Source organism: Ruegeria sp. N8, from assembly GCF_056531325.1.
Map to the genome: position 1 here is coordinate 63,568 of NZ_JBQFLQ010000006.1, position 15,692 is coordinate 79,259.

Sequence of the window (15,692 nt, forward strand, 5' to 3'; positions counted from 1 at the left end):
GCGTGAAGCCTCTGCGCGCCATTCTCGGGACGGCAAGCGCGTCGGACAAGATCATCGCCCTGTCCGAGGGCGACGATCCCCGCGTTGTCGAAGGGGCCGTCAAGGCCGTGAAAGAGAATGTTGCACGTATCATCCTGATCGGAGACAGGGCCGAGGTTTCGACCCTTCTCAACGCACATGAGGGATATGACCCGGATTGGATCGACATCCACGACCCGGTCACCTCTGACCTGACACCCGGCCTTGCGCAGGCCCTGCATGAGCGGCGCAAGCACAAGGGCCTGACGCTGGATGAGGCGCGCCAGCAGATCACCAACCGCCTGACCTATGCTGCCATGCTGGTGCAACAGGATATCGCCGACGGCACGGTCGGCGGAGCGGTTGAAACCACCTCGGACACCGTGCGCGCCGCGTTGCAGATCATCGGGACCGCGCCCGAGGCGGCGATGGTGTCCAGCTTCTTCCTGATGCTGTTCTGTCAGGACCATCACGACGTCAAAGGCGCCCGCATCTTCGCCGATTGCGGTCTGGTCGTGGACCCTGACGCGCAAGAGATGGCGGAAATCGCCCGTGCCTCAGCTGACTCCTACACCACCCTGACTGGCGACACAGCGCGGGTTGCGATGCTGTCCTTTTCTACCTCGGGCAGCGCAGACCACCCCAAAGTTTCCAAAGTGGTCGAGGCCACACAGATTGCACGCGCCAAGGACCCAACCCTGCTGATCGACGGAGAGCTGCAATTCGACGCTGCCTTCGTTCCCGAAGTCGCCGCCACCAAGGCCACGGACTCACCGCTCAAGGGTGAGGCAAATGTCTTTGTCTTCCCCAGCCTGAATGCTGGGAACCTTGGCTATAAAATCGCCCAGCGCATCGGTGGGGTCGAGGCCATCGGCCCAGTACTGCAAGGGCTGGCGAAACCCGCGAACGACCTGTCGCGCGGTTGTTCGTCCGAAGACATCCTGCACATGATCGCCGTCACTGCCGTTCAGGCGCAACACAATGATGCCGGGACATAAGTCGTCTTAAGGCATAAAAACGAAAAAATTATTCCGATTTTTCGCAAAACGTGGGAATGATCGGGTCGCAAGCTGAAAAGGGGGCGCATTTGAACCAGCCAGTGATCGACACCTCGCCCAAGGTTTCCGACGAGGTCCGCAAGACCACCTGCTACATGTGCGCCTGTCGCTGCGGCATCAATGTCCACATGAAGGACGGCAAGGTTGCCTATATCGAAGGCAACCGCGATCACCCTGTGAACAAGGGCGTTCTGTGCGCAAAAGGCAGCGCCGGGATCATGCAGGTCAACGCGCCCTCACGCCTGCGCAAACCGCTGCGCCGAGTTGGCCCACGCGGCTCGGGCGAGTTCCGCGAGATCGAGTGGGACGAGGCGATCAGCACCGCTGTCGGCTGGCTGAACGAGCTGCATGAGACCGCCCCGCAGAAACTGGCCTTTTTCACCGGCCGCGACCAGAGCCAAAGCTTCACCAGCTTCTGGGCGCAGAATTTCGGCACTCCCAACTATGCAGCCCATGGCGGGTTCTGCTCGGTCAACATGGCGGCGGGCGGAATCTACACAATGGGCGGCGCGTTCTGGGAGTTCGGCCAGCCCGATTGGGACCACACCAAGTTGTTCATGCTGTTTGGTGTGGCCGAAGACCATGACAGCAACCCGATCAAGATGGGCATCGGCAAGATCAAAGCACGCGGCGCGCGGGTGATCGGGGTGAACCCGATCCGCTCGGGCTATAACGCGGTGGCCGACGATTGGGTCGGGATTACGCCCGGCACCGACGGTCTGTTCATCCTGTCGCTGATTCATGTGCTGATGAAAGCGGGCAGGATCGACCTCGACTATCTAAGCCGCTACACCAACGCGCCTGTTCTGGTGAACGCCGCCGAAGGCCCCGAGAAGGGGCTGTTCCTGCGCGACGACGACGGCAAGCCACTTGTCATCGACCGCGTGACTGGCGAACCAACTGCCTTTGACAAACCCGGTGTCCGTCCGGACCTGTCAGCCACCTATGACAAAGACGGCGTTACGCACCGCCCGGTCTTTCACCTGATGGCCGAGAAATACCTGTCCGACGACCACGCCCCCGAAAAAGTCGCCGACCGCTGCGGCATCCCGGCCAAACGCATCCGCGCGATTGCGGCCGAAATCGCGCGCGTCGCCTTTGACGAGGCGATCGAGCTGGACCACGAATGGACCGACTTCCGGGGCGAAAAACACTCGAAAATGACAGGCCGCCCGGTCAGCTTCCACGCCATGCGCGGCATCTCAGCCCATGCCAACGGTTTTCAGACCTGCCGCGCCCTGCACGTGCTGCAAATCCTGCTGGGCACGGTCGAGGTCCCCGGCGGTTTCCGCTTCAAACCACCCTACCCCAAACCGGTCGAGGCGCACCCCACCCCGCACGGAGACCGCCGCCCCGGTCGCCCTCTGGAAGGCCCGCACCTTGGCTTCCCACGCGGCCCCGAAGACCTGCTGCTGGACGAACACGGCAACGCGCAGCGCATCGACAAGGCGTTCACCTGGGAAAACCCGATGTCGGCCCATGGGCTGATGCATATGGTGATCTCGAACGCAGCCGCTGGTGATCCCTACAAGATCGACACGCTGTTCATGTATATGGCGAACATGTCGTGGAACTCCTCCATGAACACCAAGGGCGTGATGGAGATGCTTTCGGCCAAAACCGAAGACGGCAAATATGTCATCCCCAAGATCATCTACTCGGATGCCTATTCCTCGGAAATGGTGGCCTATGCCGACCTGATCTTGCCCGACACCACCTATCTCGAACGGCACGACTGTATCTCGCTGCTGGACCGCCCGATCTGCGAGGCCGATGCCGCCGCCGACGCGATCCGCTGGCCAGTGGTCGAGCCCGACCGCGACGTGCGCGGGTTCCAGTCGGTTCTGATCGAACTGGCCAACCGCATGAGCCTGCCGGGCTTCACAAACGAAGACGGCACGCCCAAATGGAAGGACTACGCCGACTATATCGTCAACCACGAACGCAAACCGGGCATCGGACCGCTTGCGGGGTTCCGGGGCGAGGATGGCGACAAAGAAGGGCGCGGCGCGGTCAATCCAGACCAGCTGAACCGCTATATAGACAATGGCGGCTTCTACGTCGCCCATATCCCCGAAGGTGCGGATTACTACAAACCGTGGAACACGGCCTATCAGGACTGGGCGGTTAGCATGGGTCTCTATGACAGCCCACAACCCTACCTGTTTCAGCTTTACTCCGAGCCGATGCGCAAATTCCAACTGGCCGCCGAAGGGCATGGCAACCGCCAGCCCCCCGAGCACCTGCGTCAGCGCCTCAAAGACACGATGGACCCGCTGCCCATCTGGTACGAGACCGACCAGCAGGGCAACGAAGGCTTCACCATCAACGCCCTGACCCAACGCCCGATGGCGATGTACCATTCCTGGGGCACCCAGAACGCGTGGCTACGGCAACTCCATGGACGCAACCCGCTCTACGTGCCGACCAAACTGATGCGTGAACACGGGCTACAAGACGGCGACTGGGCCAAAGTCACCTCGCCCCACGGCGAAATCACCGTTCCGGCGATGGAGATGGCCGCGCTCAACGACAACACCGTCTGGACGTGGAACGCAATCGGCAAACGGAAAGGCGCATGGGCCCTGCAAGAGGACGCGCCCGAAGCCACCAAGGGCTTCTTGCTGAACCACCTGATCCATGAACTCCTCCCCCCAAAAGGCGACGGAATGCGCTGGGCCAACTCGGACCCGATCACCGGGCAGGCCGCGTGGTTCGACCTCAAGGTGAAGATCGAAAAGGCCGATCCGCCATCCGACGCCGAAAGCCAGCCGGAATTCGCCCCGATTCAGTCCCCAGTCGGCACCGGCCCCAAGGACTTGGCATGGAAGGTTGGCAAATGAGCAGGGTCCAATCTTCATCTGGCCAAAAATATCCCGGGGAGCGCGAGGGGCTGGCCCCTTGCACCGACCCTCACCACCTACGCGGAGGTCAAAGCACATGACCCAACTCCCCTCATCGACCGACCGCAAAATGGGCCTCGTCATCGACCTTGACACCTGCGTCGGTTGCCACGCCTGTGTGATCTCTTGCAAAGGCTGGAACACCGAAAACTACGGCGCGCCACTGTCGGATCAGGACGCCTATGGGGCCGACCCCTCGGGCACCTTCCTCAACCGCGTGCATTCCTACGAGGTGCGACCCGCTGAAGGTCCCGCACAACTCATCCACTTCCCCAAGTCTTGCCTGCATTGTGAGGATGCCCCCTGCGTCACCGTCTGCCCCACCGGGGCCAGTTATAAACGGGTCGAGGACGGGATCGTTCTGGTCAATGAAAGCGACTGCATTGGGTGCGGGCTTTGTGCGTGGTCCTGCCCCTATGGCGCGCGCGAATTGGATCAGGCGGAGGGCGTGATGAAGAAATGCACCCTCTGCGTGGATCGCATCTATAATGAGAACCTGCCCGAGGTGGATCGCGTGCCGTCCTGCGTGCGCACCTGCCCCGCCGGCGCTCGTCATTTCGGAGACCTCGGCGACCCGGAAAGCGATGTCAGCAAGCTGGTCGCCGAACGCGAGGGCATGGATCTGATGCCCGAAATGGGCACCAAACCCGTCAACAAGTACCTGCCGCCGCGGCCCAAGGACCAGATTGAGGACCAGATCGACATCCTCGCCCCGCTTCTGGCCCCAGTCGCTGAAGAACCCAAAGGCTTCCTTGGTTGGCTCGATAAAACACTGGAGAAGCTCTGATGCATCCAGCCCCTTCCGTCATCATCTTCACCACACTTTCAGGCCTGGGATTTGGGTTGCTGTTCTTTCTGGGCCTCGGGATGCCTGACGTTTCGGGCTGGGTGGCCTTTGTGTTTTTTGTCATCGCCTACGGCCTGTCGGTCGGAGGGCTGATGGCCTCGACCTTCCACCTTGGCCACCCGGAACGGGCTTTGAAGGCATTCACCCAATGGCGTTCCAGCTGGCTCAGCCGTGAGGGTTGGTGTGCTGTGATCGCTTTGCTCGTGATGGCGCTTTATGCCATTGGTCTTGTTTTCTTTGGCCAGCGTTGGGGGCTTTTCGGCCTTATCGGCGCCGGATTCGCCTTGGCGACCGTTTTCACAACCTCGATGATATATACCCAACTCAAAACGATCCCGCGCTGGAACATGAAACTGACACCAGCCATGTTTCTCAGCTTCAGCCTTGCTGGTGGGGCTCTCTTGGCGGGTCAGACGAGCCTCGCAGTTCCGCTTTTGCTGGCGGCGGCGTTTGTTCAGGCATTTTATTGGTGGCTAGGGGACAAAGCCTTTGCCACCTCTGGCACAGACCTTGGCACTGCCACCGGTTTGGGTGCGCGCGGCGCGGTACGGGCCTTTGAACCGCCGCATACGGGAACCAACTACCTTCTGCGCGAATTCGTCTTTGTGGTGGGTCGCAAACACGCCGAGAAACTGCGCATCATCGCGTTTGTTCTGGCCTTCATGTTCCCGGTGTTACTGCTGGTTCTGCCGTTCAGCCATTTCTTTGCCGCCTTGGCGGTGTTGTCTCATTTGGCAGGAGTTGCGGTGTCACGCTGGTTGTTCTTTGCGCAGGCCGAACATGTTGTTGGGCTGTATTACGGCAAACGATAGGGCATGAGGGGGCCAGCCCCCTCTTGAGCCTGCGGCTCAATTCACCCCCCGGGATATTTATGGCCAGATGAAGTTCGGACCCGAGTTGAGGCCCGGCGTTACAGCAGGCCCGCGTGTTTCATCGCAGCCTCGATCGCGGCTTTGGTGCTGTCTTCCAATTCCGTGAGCGGCGAGCGGACCTCGGTGCTGCACAAGCCCAGTTTGGACAGTGCGTATTTGGCACCGACAAGGCCGGGTTCGATGAAGATCGCCTCGTGCAGAGGCATCAGACGGTCCTGATAGTCCAGCGCCTTGGCATAGTCGCCCGCGAGCGTGGCCTGCTGGAACTCGGCGCAGAGTTTGGGGGCTACGTTTGCAGTAACCGAGATGCAGCCGACGCCACCATGGGCGTTGAAGCCCAGCGCTGTGGCGTCCTCGCCCGACAACTGGCAGAAATCCGGACCGCAGGTGGCGCGTTGCTGGCTGACCCGCGCCAGATCGCCTGTCGCATCTTTGACGCCAATGATACGCGGCAGTTTTGCGAGTTCGCCCATGGTTTCGGGAGACATATCGATGACCGAACGACCCGGAATATTGTAGATGATGATCGGGATATCCGCGCATTCATGCAACGCGCGGAAATGTGCGATCAGCCCTTTTTGCGTGGGCTTGTTGTAGTATGGGGTCACGACAAGAGCCGCATCTGCCCCAACCGTTTGAGCAAATTGCACAAAGCGGATGGCTTCATCGGTATTGTTCGAGCCCGCCCCCGCGATCACCGGCACGCGACCAGCGGCAGCTTTGACCACCTCGGCCACGACGGTTTCGTGTTCATCGTGGCTGAGTGTGGGGCTTTCACCCGTCGTGCCTACAGGGACCAATCCGGTCGAGCCTTCCCGAATGTGCCACTCGACCAAGTGTTTGAGCGTATCCAAGTCCAACGCGCCGTTTGTGAACGGGGTGACGAGGGCTGGCATTGAGCCTTTGAACATGACACGCTCCTTGGTGTGCGGTTAGCAATTTTTTGCCTCGCGCGGCATCACAATCTTGGCGATGTGTGTTGATCCCGGCGGTGCAAGGTTTATCCTGAATGGCTCTATCCTTGGTTGGTTGGGAAATGCAAGGCATGACACGCGTTCTGGCGCTTTTGACAGCTGTGATTCTGAATTCATTCGGGCAAGCAAAGGCCGATGCGGTAGACGATCTGCGCGCCGGGATGAATGAGATGCGCAAGGGTGACTGGAACGCAGCGTTGCGCGAATCCGGTGCACGAGGATCGGTGTCGCGCGATATCATCGTCTGGCATTGGCTGCGTGAAGGGTTCGGGACCTCGGGCGATGTACTGGTATTTCTGGATCGGCGTCCTGATTGGCCAGGCCTGGCGTGGCTGCGGCGCAAGAGTGAACCGGCCTTTACCGGGGCTGATCCCGACCGGGTGGTGAAGTTCTATGACGACCTCCCGCCGCAAACCGCTGAGGGGGCGTTAAACTACGCCGTGGCACTGAAGGCCAAGGGACGCACCGGGGATGCCGAGGCCGATATCGTGACCGCATGGCGGACCATGCCCATGGGGGCGGGTCTGCAAAAAAACTATCTTGAGAATTTTGAGGCCATGCTGCGACCTCATCACACGGCACGGCTGGATCGGATGCTGTGGGATGGCCATCTGGTCAGTGCGGGGCAGATGCTGCCTTTGGTTAGCGCCGATCAGCGCAAGCTGGCCGAGGCGCGGATCGCCTTGCAAAAACGCCAGCCCGGCGTGGATGGCAAGGTTGCCGCAGTGCCTAAATCACTGGTGGATGCGCCTGGGCTGGCCTTTGACCGCTTTGTCTGGCGCGACAGGAAAGAGCTGGACGACAGCGCGATTGACCTGATGCTCGCGCGCTCGACCGGGCCCGATGCACTGGGTGAGCCCGACAAATGGGCCGAGGGCCGCCGCCGGCTGGCGCGGCTTGAGATGCGCAATGGCAGCGCGGCCAAAGCCTATGAAATCGCGGCCAATCACCATATGACGCCCGAAAATGGGTATGGCTATGCCGATCTGGAGTGGCTGGCCGGGTTTCTGGCGCTGCGGAAACTGAATGACCCGGCCACGGCGGTTCGGCATTTCCAGAATTTCTCGGATGCAGTAGCATCTCCGATCTCGAAAGGACGCGGCGGGTATTGGCTGGGGCGAGCCTACGCGGCGCTGGGCGATGCGGACAAGGCTTATGCGGCCTATGCGATGGGGGCGGACTATCAGACTTCATTCTATGGTTTGCTGGCGGCCGAACAGATTGGGCGTCCATTTGACAGCGAATTGGCGAACCCGCGCCGGGCACCACATTGGAAGCAGGCGGATTTTGCCGATTCCAGCGTGTTAGAGGCCGGTTTATTGCTGTTGCAGGCTGGTGAGGACAACCTGTCGGAACGGTTCCTGACTCATCTGGTCGAAAGCCTGGACTCCACGCAAGCCAACCAACTGGGCGATTTGGCCATTGAACTGAAAGAACCCCATCTGGCCGTAATGATTGCCAAGCGCGCGGCCACAGTGGGCATTGTTTTGCCTGCGGCCTATTACCCGGTGCATCCGGTGGCTGATCTGGGTCTTCCGATGGCCAAAGAGATGACGCTGGCCATTGCCCGTCGCGAAAGCGAATTTGACCCTGTCGTGATCAGCGGCGCAGGTGCGCGGGGACTGATGCAGGTGATGCCCGCCACCGCCCAGAACGTGGCGCGGAATCTGGGCATCCTTAGCGGGCACAAGACCTCGAGCCTCACGTCGGACTGGCAGTATAACGCCAAGCTGGGGGCGAATTACCTGTCCGGTCTGGCCGAGGACTTCAACGGCAATGTGGTGATGATGGCGGCTGGCTATAACGCCGGGCCGGGCCGTCCGATCTCGTGGATGGAGCGCTATGGCGACCCGCGGGCAGGCGAGATTGACGTGGTCGACTGGATTGAGACCATACCCTTCAGCGAAACCCGTAACTACGTGATGCGCGTGGCGGAAAGCTTGCCGGTTTACCGCGCACGGCTGGGGCAACCTGCCCTGCCGGTGCCGTTCTCGCAAGAGCTGACGGGTTCAACCTTGGCAGCGTTCGCGCCATAGGGTAAAGAGGCCCGCCGCAACGACCAAAGCTGCGCCCAGAATGACCTCGGCGCGCAGGGCTTCGCCAAAGATCGAGATACCGATGATAGCGGTCCAGACCAGATGGAAATAGGCAAAAGGTTGCACCGCGCTGGCCTCGGCCAGCTCATAGCATTTGATCAGTAGCCAGTGACCCGAGACACCTCCGACGCAAAGCAGTAACATCCACGCCCAATCGGCACGGGCCATCGGCTCCCAGAACCACATGCCGACCAGGGTCATCGCCACTGCCCCAGCTATGCCGGTCCAAAAGAAACTGGTGGCCGCACTGTCCTTGCGGGCAGCATAGCGGGTCAGCAGGCCATACAACGCAAACAGAAAGGCCGAGATCAGCGGCACGATGGCCCACGGGTTGAACACGCCCATCCCCGGTTGCAGGATGATCAGAACGCCGACGCACCCCACCCCGATCGCCAGCCAACGTCGCCAGCCAACCTTTTCGCCCAGAACCGGCCCGCTGAGCGCTGCCACCAACAGCGGATAGCAGATGAACACCGCCATGCTGTCGATCAGGCCCAGCACTGTAAAGGCGAACACGGCCACGCAAACCTCGACCGCGAGCAAGACGCCCCGGAAGACCTGCAAGCCCAACTGGCTGGTCTGTGCCGCTGCCTTTAGCCCTCCGGGCGCGCGTGCGGCCAATGCGATCACAAAAGCCGCAAAGAACCAATAGCGGATCATGACGACCATGTAGGTGTTGTAGGTCGCCGCCAGATGGCGCGAGATCCCGTCCTGCAACGCAAACACAACCGTCGCCGCGATCATCAGCGCGATACCGGCGCGGATATTGTTCTGCTGGCTCATTCCTTCACCGCGCGGGTCATGTGACGTTTGCGGCCATATCCGGGGGCTCGGGCCACGGTGAAGCCCGCATCGGCCAGTCCGCGCCGAACAAATCCGGCCGCCGTATAGGTCGCCGCAGTGCCGCCTTTGGCCGTGTGATCCGCCACCTGTTGCATCAGGTCCGCGCCCCATAGTTCAGGGTTTTTGGCAGGCGAGAACCCATCCAGAAACCACGCATCCGCCTGCCCTGACCACGCAGGCAGAGTCTGCCGCGCATCGCCTTCGATCACCTCCAGCCGCAGGGTGCCTAGATCACAAGTCTCACCCTGCCATGCGCTTAGAAACCGCTCGGCCCACGGGGTCAGATCGGGAAAGGCAGCCAAGGCACGGGACATGTCATCGCCATCCATGGGGTAGGCCTCGAAACTGGTGAAACTCAGCGGGGCTGTCTGGCCCGAGATCTCCCACGCGGACCAAACCGTCAGCATGTTCAGCCCGGTGCCGAAGCCCAGCTCGGCTATGCGGAATCCCGGCGCGAACCGTGCAGGCAGATCATTGCCCGCCAGAAAGACATGCCGCGTTTCCTCCAGCCCGTTCTGGAGCGAAAAATAGGGATCGTCGAAACGGTCCGAGACGGGGATCTGCCCGTCCCGCCATGTCAGTTCGGCACGCTGGTCTGCCATCGGGGAATCCTGTAGCTAAGCGGCGCGACACTGAACAAGGAAATGAGGTTTGGCAATGGTCGATGTGACGGTGCGAGGTGCGGGTATCTTTGGCCTGTCCATCGCTTGGACCTGCGCCCGACGTGGCGCCACGGTGCAGGTGGTGGACCCGTTTGGCCCCGGCGCAGGCTCCAGCGGCGGATTAGTGGGTGCGCTGGCCCCGCACGTGCCCGAGAACTGGAACGCCAAGAAAGCCTTTCAATTCGACAGCCTGATCATGGCCGAGCCGTTCTGGACGCAGGTTGAGGCCACGGGCGGCGTCTCGCCCGGTTATGGGCGATTGGGTCGGCTGCAGCCCATCGCAGATCAACGCATGTTGGATCTGGCCCACGCTCGCGCGGTGACAGCGGCCGAACTATGGCAGGGCCGGGCCGAGTGGCGCGTGGTCGAGACCACTGAAGTAGGCGCATGGTGCCCGCCCAGCCCCACTGGTTTTGTGATCCACGACACGCTCAGCGCGCGGATGCACCCGCGCCGGGCCTGTGCCGCGTTGGTCGCTGCGTTGCAGGTGATGGGTGTGCATGTGCAGTCCGATGCGCCCGACGCGGGGCAGGTTGTCCACGCCACCGGCTTGGCGGGTTTACACGAGCTCAATAACGCCTTGGGCAAGACGGTCGGCAATGGCGTAAAAGGACAAGCCGCCCTTTTGCGATTTGATGCCGGAGAGGTGCCGCAGCTTTTTGCCGATGCCATTCACCTCGTCCCCCATGCGGATGGCACGCTGGCGATTGGGTCGACCTCGGAACGTGATTATGACGATCCAACCAACACCGATGATGCACTGGACGACGTATTGGACCGCGCCATGCGGGCGGTGCCACTGCTGCACGGGGCCGAAGTAATGGAACGCTGGGCCGGGGTTCGCCCACGCAGCAAAAGCCGCGCCCCGATGTTGGGAGCGCATCCCCTGCATCATGGACAGTTCATCGCCAACGGAGGGTTCAAGATTGGCTTCGGCATGGCCCCGAAAGTGGCCGAGGTCATGGCCGATCTAATGCTTGAGGGGCGCGACACGATCCCCGAGGACTTCCGCCCCGAAGCGTCACTCTGACCGAGGATGCGCTTCAGCCTGCATACATTGACGCCCGTCGGGACCACGCACCCACAGGTCGGATTCGTTCCGACACAAGGTTGCGGTTTCGAAATGCATCAGCGGCGACGACGCCCGGAAGGAAAACCGCGCCAAAGGTCCCATCTGTGCCTCGGCAAACAGCATCAGCAACTGCGCCAATAGCGGGCCGTGAACGACCAGCCTCGCATATCCTTCGACATCGCGCGCGTAATCCAGATCATAGTGGATACGGTGGCCATTGAAGGTCAGTGCCGAGTATCGAAACAGCAACGTGGTGTCGAAGGCGACTTGCTGCGTCTCGGTCTCATCTGTCCGCGCCTTCGGGGGGGTGGGGGCCGGGCCAGTTGGGTCTTCGCGGTAGACCAGATCCTGCCATTCGGTCAAGCACAGCCTGCCCCGCTGCGAGATCTCATGGCGCAGTGTCACAAATCCCAAAGGCCCGCTGCGTCCGGTTTTCCGCGCGGTGCTTTCGCAGACAGAGCGACGCTCGGCCCGCTCACCGGCGACCAGAGGGGTGTGGAAGCTCAGCCGCCCACCCGCCCACATACGGCGTGGCAGGCCCATATCGGGGATCAGGCCGCCCCGTTTCGGATGGCCGTCGCGACCCAGTCCTTGTGGCGGCTCGGTCGTCCAGAAGTAAAGCTGATGAAAAAAAGGCGGCAGCACCGTGTCTGTCGAGATGGAGGGCTTCTGACCCAGCGCGGCCTGCATCGCACAGGCGCGCACCGGGTCGATCATATCAGTCTGGATGTCCTGTTGCATGGGGCCAGACTAGGCATCCGGCCCGTCCCGAACAACCGGTCAGAGACCTGCTTCGGCGCGCAATTTTTGCATCAGGCTGTGCAGCATGTTCTCGTACCTGTCGCTGCGTAGCCGGCCAGCCTCGTCAAACTCATTCGAGCTGTCTGCCAGATGGAATTCGGGCCCTTGCAGAATGCGTGGCTGAAACGGCACCATAAAGCCGCGCAGCACCATCTGGGCGCGCTCACCCCCGGCGCGACCTGCGGCAGCCGACATCACGGCAACCGGCTTGTCAGCCCATGGTTTTGTCTTGGTGCGGCTTACCCAATCCAGCGCGTTCTTTAGAACACCCGACGGCCCTTTGTTGTATTCCGGGGTCGAGATAATCACCGCATGGGCCTGCGCGATCTGGTCGGACAGTGTTTGAACCGCTGGGGGAATACCCTCATGCGCCTCCAGATCACCATCATAAAGGGGAAGGTTCAGGTCAGCGTCAATGAAAGTGCCCGCCTCGAACAGGCGTGCCGCCTCGTGCAGCAGCTTGCGGTTGGTGGCGTCTTTGCGCAATGAGCCAGAGAGGCCCAGCAGGATCGGTTCGGACATGAGGAAACTCCGGGTTGTTCGTTTCCTTTTAGTTAGTCCAAGAATGCTGCGCGCCAAAGCATGGTTGACGCGCAGTCACTGTGCATAAATCGCTCTTATCAGAGCGGCCCCGTCAGTTGGGCGTGATCTCGATATCTACGCGTCGGTTTTGCGCTTTGCCCGCAGCGGTCAGGTTCGATGCGATCGGGCGGCTTTCACCCAGACCGATGGTGGTGATCCGCGATCCGTTCACGCCGTTGGCCTGCAGGATATCCGCGACCGAGCGTGCACGGCGTTCGGACAGACCCTGATTATACGACGCCTCACCATCGCTATCGGTATGGCCGATGACCTCAACATTCGAGTTGGGGTATTTGTTCAGGTTCTGCCCGACCTTTACCAGATCGGCCCGCAGCGCCGGACGCACCGTTGCGCTGTCGGTGTTGAACGTGATGTCGTTTGGCACAGTTACGATCAGGCGGTTACCGGCATTGACGATGATGATACCGTCATTGGCCAGTTGCTGGCGCAGCTCGGCGGCCTGCTGGTCCAATTGGTTACCAATCAGACCGCCACCAGCGGCCCCGATGGCGCCACCGGCCAATGCGCCCAACAAGGGGTCGGAATCATTGGCAATCGCGCCAACGCCCGCGCCAACCAGACCACCCAAAATCGCGCCTTGCTTGGCGTTTTGATTGGGATCAGCGGGCAGGTTCAGCGTACCGGGGTCCGTACAGGCCCCCAAAACCAAAGCCGAGCTAAGCCCGGCGGCAACAAAAAACTTGGAAATCGTCATAAGTTCACCTTCTGCTCTGGCGCCCGTTTGCCGGGGCCACGTTCTTTCCCGCATTATATCGCGCCGCTTGAACGCAGGCTCAAGCAACAATCGGGTGAACGTGGCGGGATCACGCCGTTCAGTGCGGTGGCGTGGGATCAGTCCAAGGGTCCTGTTCCTGCCAGATCGAACGCAAAGGCGCGCCTTGCCCGCAAAAGTGATCCTCGGTCGGGGCGCAGGCCCAGATGCGGTCGGTGCGGAAATGGCGAAACCCGTTGCGCAGCTCGCACCACGCCGCCAGCATGGTGCATTCGATGTGGTAGATCAGCGCGACAGGCCGCACGATACGTTCGGTCCGCTGGCCTTCGGCGTTCACATAGGTGATGCGCAGTTTGCGTTCCGAACGGATCGCCTCACGGTAATTGACAATCGGGACACATCCCTTGGCAGGGTCATCCATTGGCGCGCCCCAGGGGGCCACTTGCAGCCAATCCGCAGGCGCACGCAGGGCTTCGATCTTGCGACACACCCGGTCGGCAGCCTGCTGCAGGGTACTGTCACCCGTCCGGGCCAGCATCGACAACCCAACCCACAGGGCCTCAACCTCTTCGGCGTCGAAATTCAGGGGCGGCAGGTCATACCCCCGCCGCATCATGTAACCGACCCCGGCTTCGCCCTCGATCGGAGTGCGTTGCGCCTGAAGCGCGGCGATGTCGCGGTACACCGTACGCACCGACACTTCGAGCTTTTCGGCCAGTGCCTCGGCTGTGACCGGCGCGTCTGTGGCGCGCAGGATCTGGATGATTTCAAACAAGCGGGTCGAGCGGCGCATCGGCGTCTCCGGGGTTGATCTGCTGACACCTTAACACAGCCCCCTGACAAGGTGGTGTCAGCAGTGACCCGCCAGATTGGACCTGCAACAAAGGAGGTCCCCATGCCAAGCCGCGACAATCATGTGATGATGACACTGCAATTGGGCCCGTGGTCCCAAGGCCACAGGCTGCGCGCCTTCGAGATCGAGCGCGAGATCATGGCCGCGCGCCAACCTTGCGCCCCGCGTCGGCGAAGAAGGCGCTTGTCTCTTGGGAACTTGAAACTGCTATGGGTTGGGCTGTTCTAAAAGTCTGCCTTGGCGCGAAACTTCATCGACGCGCTGCCATCGGGGCTTTTTAGCCTTAACTCCTCGGAATGCAGCATCAGGCGCGGGAAGTCCCGCGCCGGACCCTCGGCATAAAACGGGTCACCTAGAATGGGATGGCCCAACGCCTGCATATGCACCCGCAACTGGTGCGAGCGGCCGGTTTTCGGAAACAGCCGGATTCGGGTCGTCTGACCCTCATGTTTTACTACGCGCCAGTCGGTCACGGCGAGCTTGCCGGTTTCATGACACACCATCTGGCGCGGACGATTGGGCCAATCGACGATCAGCGGTAGGTCAACGGTGCCGGTCTTGTCAGCAACCTGCCCCCAGACGCGGGCGACATAGGTCTTGCGGGTCTGACGCTTTTCGAACTGCATACTCAGATGACGCTGCGCATGGGGCGTCTGCGCAAATACCATCACGCCCGACGTATCCCGATCCAGCCGATGCACCAACAGCGCCTGCGGGAACGCGGCCTGAACCCGCGTCAGCAGGCAATCGGCCAGATGGTCGCCCCGGCCCGGCACGGATAGCAGCCCCGAAGGTTTGTTGACCACGATCAGGTGGGCATCTTCGTGCAGCACATCCAAGGGTGTCAGGGGGGGATCATAGGCGTCGCTCATGCGCGCCTGCCTATCCTACAGCGCAACCTCCCGCAACGTCGGGCTTGCCTGAACTCAACAGTTCAGCAAATCTGGCCCAAAGCGGAGGAGAACACATGCACCCCACAATCGCCCGCATGCAAGAGGTCGTCGCCAAAGGAGACGAAACCCTGATCCATGAGTTGCTGGCCGAGGACGTGCGCTTCTCGCCCCCAACTTACTACAGCACATGGACGGGCCGCGAACCCGTGGCCGCCGTGCTGGGGCATGTGGGGCAGGTGTTTTCTGATTTCCACTATCGCCGGATCATGGGTGAGGGCAAGGACTGGGCGCTAGAATTCCAATGCAAGGTCGGAGAACTGGATGCGGTGGGTGTCGACCTGATCACACTCAGCGACGACGGCCTGATTCAGGAATTCGAGGTCGTCATGCGCCCCTACAAAACCATTGGTGCCCTGCGCGAAGCGATGATGTCGCGCGTTATGACCGACGCGCGGTTCCTCAAGTTCAAAGACGCGCTCAGCTAA

General features: G+C 61.3%; 16 protein-coding genes. 8 read left to right on the forward strand and 8 right to left on the reverse strand.

Going from position 1 to position 15,692, the window contains the following annotated elements:
• The first annotated feature begins 2 nt into the window (after positions 1-2).
• From pta to ACR0C5_RS12975, 4 genes are all read left to right on the forward strand, one after another.
• Positions 3-1,016, forward strand: coding sequence for a phosphate acetyltransferase (gene pta / locus ACR0C5_RS12960; RefSeq protein ID WP_170774726.1), 1,014 nt, complete (start codon positions 3-5; stop codon positions 1,014-1,016).
• A gap of 56 nt (positions 1,017-1,072) precedes the next feature.
• The gene (locus ACR0C5_RS12965; protein ID WP_480877139.1) at positions 1,073-3,919 is read left to right on the forward strand and encodes a molybdopterin oxidoreductase family protein; all 2,847 of its coding nucleotides are present in this window, start codon (positions 1,073-1,075) and stop codon (positions 3,917-3,919) included.
• Positions 3,920-4,016: 97 nt separating this feature from the next.
• Positions 4,017-4,766 (forward strand): 4Fe-4S dicluster domain-containing protein, encoded by a 750-nt coding sequence (locus ACR0C5_RS12970; RefSeq protein ID WP_170783045.1) that lies wholly within the window; start codon positions 4,017-4,019, stop codon positions 4,764-4,766.
• Entirely contained in the window at positions 4,766-5,638 is an 873-nt protein-coding gene (locus tag ACR0C5_RS12975; protein ID WP_480877142.1) for a dimethyl sulfoxide reductase anchor subunit family protein, read from the forward strand. The genes ACR0C5_RS12970 and ACR0C5_RS12975 overlap by 1 nt, the downstream gene beginning before the upstream one ends.
• Before the next feature lie 98 nt (positions 5,639-5,736).
• Here ACR0C5_RS12975 and dapA read toward each other — a convergent pair whose 3' ends face one another.
• Positions 5,737-6,609 carry a 4-hydroxy-tetrahydrodipicolinate synthase gene (dapA, locus tag ACR0C5_RS12980; RefSeq protein WP_480877145.1) on the reverse strand — a complete coding sequence of 291 codons (873 nt, stop codon included), beginning with the start codon at positions 6,607-6,609 and terminating at the stop codon, positions 5,737-5,739.
• A 134-nt stretch (positions 6,610-6,743) separates the two neighbouring features.
• On the opposite strand from dapA, the gene ACR0C5_RS12985 reads away from it, so the two are divergent.
• Positions 6,744-8,708 carry a lytic transglycosylase domain-containing protein gene (locus ACR0C5_RS12985; RefSeq protein WP_480877380.1) on the forward strand — a complete coding sequence of 655 codons (1,965 nt, stop codon included), beginning with the start codon at positions 6,744-6,746 and terminating at the stop codon, positions 8,706-8,708.
• On the opposite strand, the gene ACR0C5_RS12990 is transcribed toward ACR0C5_RS12985, so the two are convergent.
• Complete coding sequence (locus ACR0C5_RS12990) at positions 8,682-9,551, reverse strand: DMT family transporter (protein WP_480877147.1); 870 nt, start codon at positions 9,549-9,551, stop codon at positions 8,682-8,684. The two genes, ACR0C5_RS12985 and ACR0C5_RS12990, sit on opposite strands and share 27 nt — an antisense overlap.
• Positions 9,548-10,213, reverse strand: coding sequence for a tRNA (5-methylaminomethyl-2-thiouridine)(34)-methyltransferase MnmC2 (gene mnmC2 / locus ACR0C5_RS12995; RefSeq protein ID WP_480877150.1), 666 nt, complete (start codon positions 10,211-10,213; stop codon positions 9,548-9,550). The genes ACR0C5_RS12990 and mnmC2 overlap by 4 nt, the downstream gene beginning before the upstream one ends.
• Positions 10,214-10,268: 55 nt before the next feature.
• On the opposite strand from mnmC2, the gene ACR0C5_RS13000 reads away from it, so the two are divergent.
• The gene (locus tag ACR0C5_RS13000; RefSeq protein WP_480877152.1) at positions 10,269-11,303 is read left to right on the forward strand and encodes an NAD(P)/FAD-dependent oxidoreductase; all 1,035 of its coding nucleotides are present in this window, start codon (positions 10,269-10,271) and stop codon (positions 11,301-11,303) included.
• Here the strand turns inward: ACR0C5_RS13000 and ACR0C5_RS13005 are convergent.
• The 4 genes from ACR0C5_RS13005 to ACR0C5_RS13020 all read right to left on the reverse strand — a co-directional run bounded on the left by ACR0C5_RS13005 (position 11,295) and on the right by ACR0C5_RS13020 (position 14,254).
• Positions 11,295-12,086 carry an HTD2 family dehydratase gene (locus tag ACR0C5_RS13005; RefSeq protein WP_480877154.1) on the reverse strand — a complete coding sequence of 264 codons (792 nt, stop codon included), beginning with the start codon at positions 12,084-12,086 and terminating at the stop codon, positions 11,295-11,297. The two genes, ACR0C5_RS13000 and ACR0C5_RS13005, sit on opposite strands and share 9 nt — an antisense overlap.
• 39 nt (positions 12,087-12,125) lie before the next feature.
• Positions 12,126-12,668 (reverse strand): NADPH-dependent FMN reductase, encoded by a 543-nt coding sequence (locus tag ACR0C5_RS13010; RefSeq protein WP_170774746.1) that lies wholly within the window; start codon positions 12,666-12,668, stop codon positions 12,126-12,128.
• Between the two features lie 112 nt (positions 12,669-12,780).
• Positions 12,781-13,443: a YiaD family glycine zipper/OmpA-like lipoprotein gene (locus tag ACR0C5_RS13015; protein WP_170774748.1), complete on the reverse strand. Its 663-nt coding sequence runs from the start codon at positions 13,441-13,443 to the stop codon at positions 12,781-12,783.
• 118 nt (positions 13,444-13,561) lie between these two features.
• A complete protein-coding gene (locus ACR0C5_RS13020) occupies positions 13,562-14,254 on the reverse strand; it encodes a helix-turn-helix transcriptional regulator (protein ID WP_170774750.1) in 693 nt (230 codons plus the stop codon).
• 102 nt (positions 14,255-14,356) lie between these two features.
• Here ACR0C5_RS13020 and ACR0C5_RS13025 point away from each other — a divergent pair, with 102 nt between their 5' ends.
• A complete protein-coding gene (locus ACR0C5_RS13025; protein WP_170774752.1) occupies positions 14,357-14,542 on the forward strand; it encodes a hypothetical protein in 186 nt (61 codons plus the stop codon).
• Here the strand turns inward: ACR0C5_RS13025 and ACR0C5_RS13030 are convergent.
• Positions 14,539-15,186 carry an RluA family pseudouridine synthase gene (locus tag ACR0C5_RS13030; protein WP_170774754.1) on the reverse strand — a complete coding sequence of 216 codons (648 nt, stop codon included), beginning with the start codon at positions 15,184-15,186 and terminating at the stop codon, positions 14,539-14,541. The genes ACR0C5_RS13025 and ACR0C5_RS13030 overlap by 4 nt on opposite strands.
• A gap of 95 nt (positions 15,187-15,281) precedes the next feature.
• On the opposite strand from ACR0C5_RS13030, the gene ACR0C5_RS13035 reads away from it, so the two are divergent.
• A complete protein-coding gene (locus ACR0C5_RS13035; RefSeq protein ID WP_480877158.1) occupies positions 15,282-15,692 on the forward strand; it encodes a nuclear transport factor 2 family protein in 411 nt (136 codons plus the stop codon).

What these genes read in the sequence shown, in the direction of transcription:
- dapA (WP_480877145.1), bottom strand. Translation starts at nt 6,609, where the DNA reads ATGTTCAAAGGCTCAATGCCAGCCCTCGTCACCCCGTTCACAAACGGC.
- ACR0C5_RS13030 (WP_170774754.1), bottom strand. Translation starts at nt 15,186, where the DNA reads ATGAGCGACGCCTATGATCCCCCCCTGACACCCTTGGATGTGCTGCAC.
- ACR0C5_RS12970 (WP_170783045.1), top strand. Translation starts at nt 4,017, where the DNA reads ATGACCCAACTCCCCTCATCGACCGACCGCAAAATGGGCCTCGTCATC.
- ACR0C5_RS13015 (WP_170774748.1), bottom strand. Translation starts at nt 13,443, where the DNA reads ATGACGATTTCCAAGTTTTTTGTTGCCGCCGGGCTTAGCTCGGCTTTG.
- ACR0C5_RS13000 (WP_480877152.1), top strand. Translation starts at nt 10,269, where the DNA reads ATGGTCGATGTGACGGTGCGAGGTGCGGGTATCTTTGGCCTGTCCATC.
- ACR0C5_RS12965 (WP_480877139.1), top strand. Translation starts at nt 1,073, where the DNA reads ATGATCGGGTCGCAAGCTGAAAAGGGGGCGCATTTGAACCAGCCAGTG.
- ACR0C5_RS13025 (WP_170774752.1), top strand. Translation starts at nt 14,357, where the DNA reads ATGCCAAGCCGCGACAATCATGTGATGATGACACTGCAATTGGGCCCG.
- ACR0C5_RS13010 (WP_170774746.1), bottom strand. Translation starts at nt 12,668, where the DNA reads ATGTCCGAACCGATCCTGCTGGGCCTCTCTGGCTCATTGCGCAAAGAC.
- ACR0C5_RS13035 (WP_480877158.1), top strand. Translation starts at nt 15,282, where the DNA reads ATGCACCCCACAATCGCCCGCATGCAAGAGGTCGTCGCCAAAGGAGAC.
- ACR0C5_RS12975 (WP_480877142.1), top strand. Translation starts at nt 4,766, where the DNA reads ATGCATCCAGCCCCTTCCGTCATCATCTTCACCACACTTTCAGGCCTG.
- ACR0C5_RS13005 (WP_480877154.1), bottom strand. Translation starts at nt 12,086, where the DNA reads ATGCAACAGGACATCCAGACTGATATGATCGACCCGGTGCGCGCCTGT.
- mnmC2 (WP_480877150.1), bottom strand. Translation starts at nt 10,213, where the DNA reads ATGGCAGACCAGCGTGCCGAACTGACATGGCGGGACGGGCAGATCCCC.
- ACR0C5_RS12985 (WP_480877380.1), top strand. Translation starts at nt 6,744, where the DNA reads ATGACACGCGTTCTGGCGCTTTTGACAGCTGTGATTCTGAATTCATTC.
- ACR0C5_RS13020 (WP_170774750.1), bottom strand. Translation starts at nt 14,254, where the DNA reads ATGCGCCGCTCGACCCGCTTGTTTGAAATCATCCAGATCCTGCGCGCC.
- ACR0C5_RS12990 (WP_480877147.1), bottom strand. Translation starts at nt 9,551, where the DNA reads ATGAGCCAGCAGAACAATATCCGCGCCGGTATCGCGCTGATGATCGCG.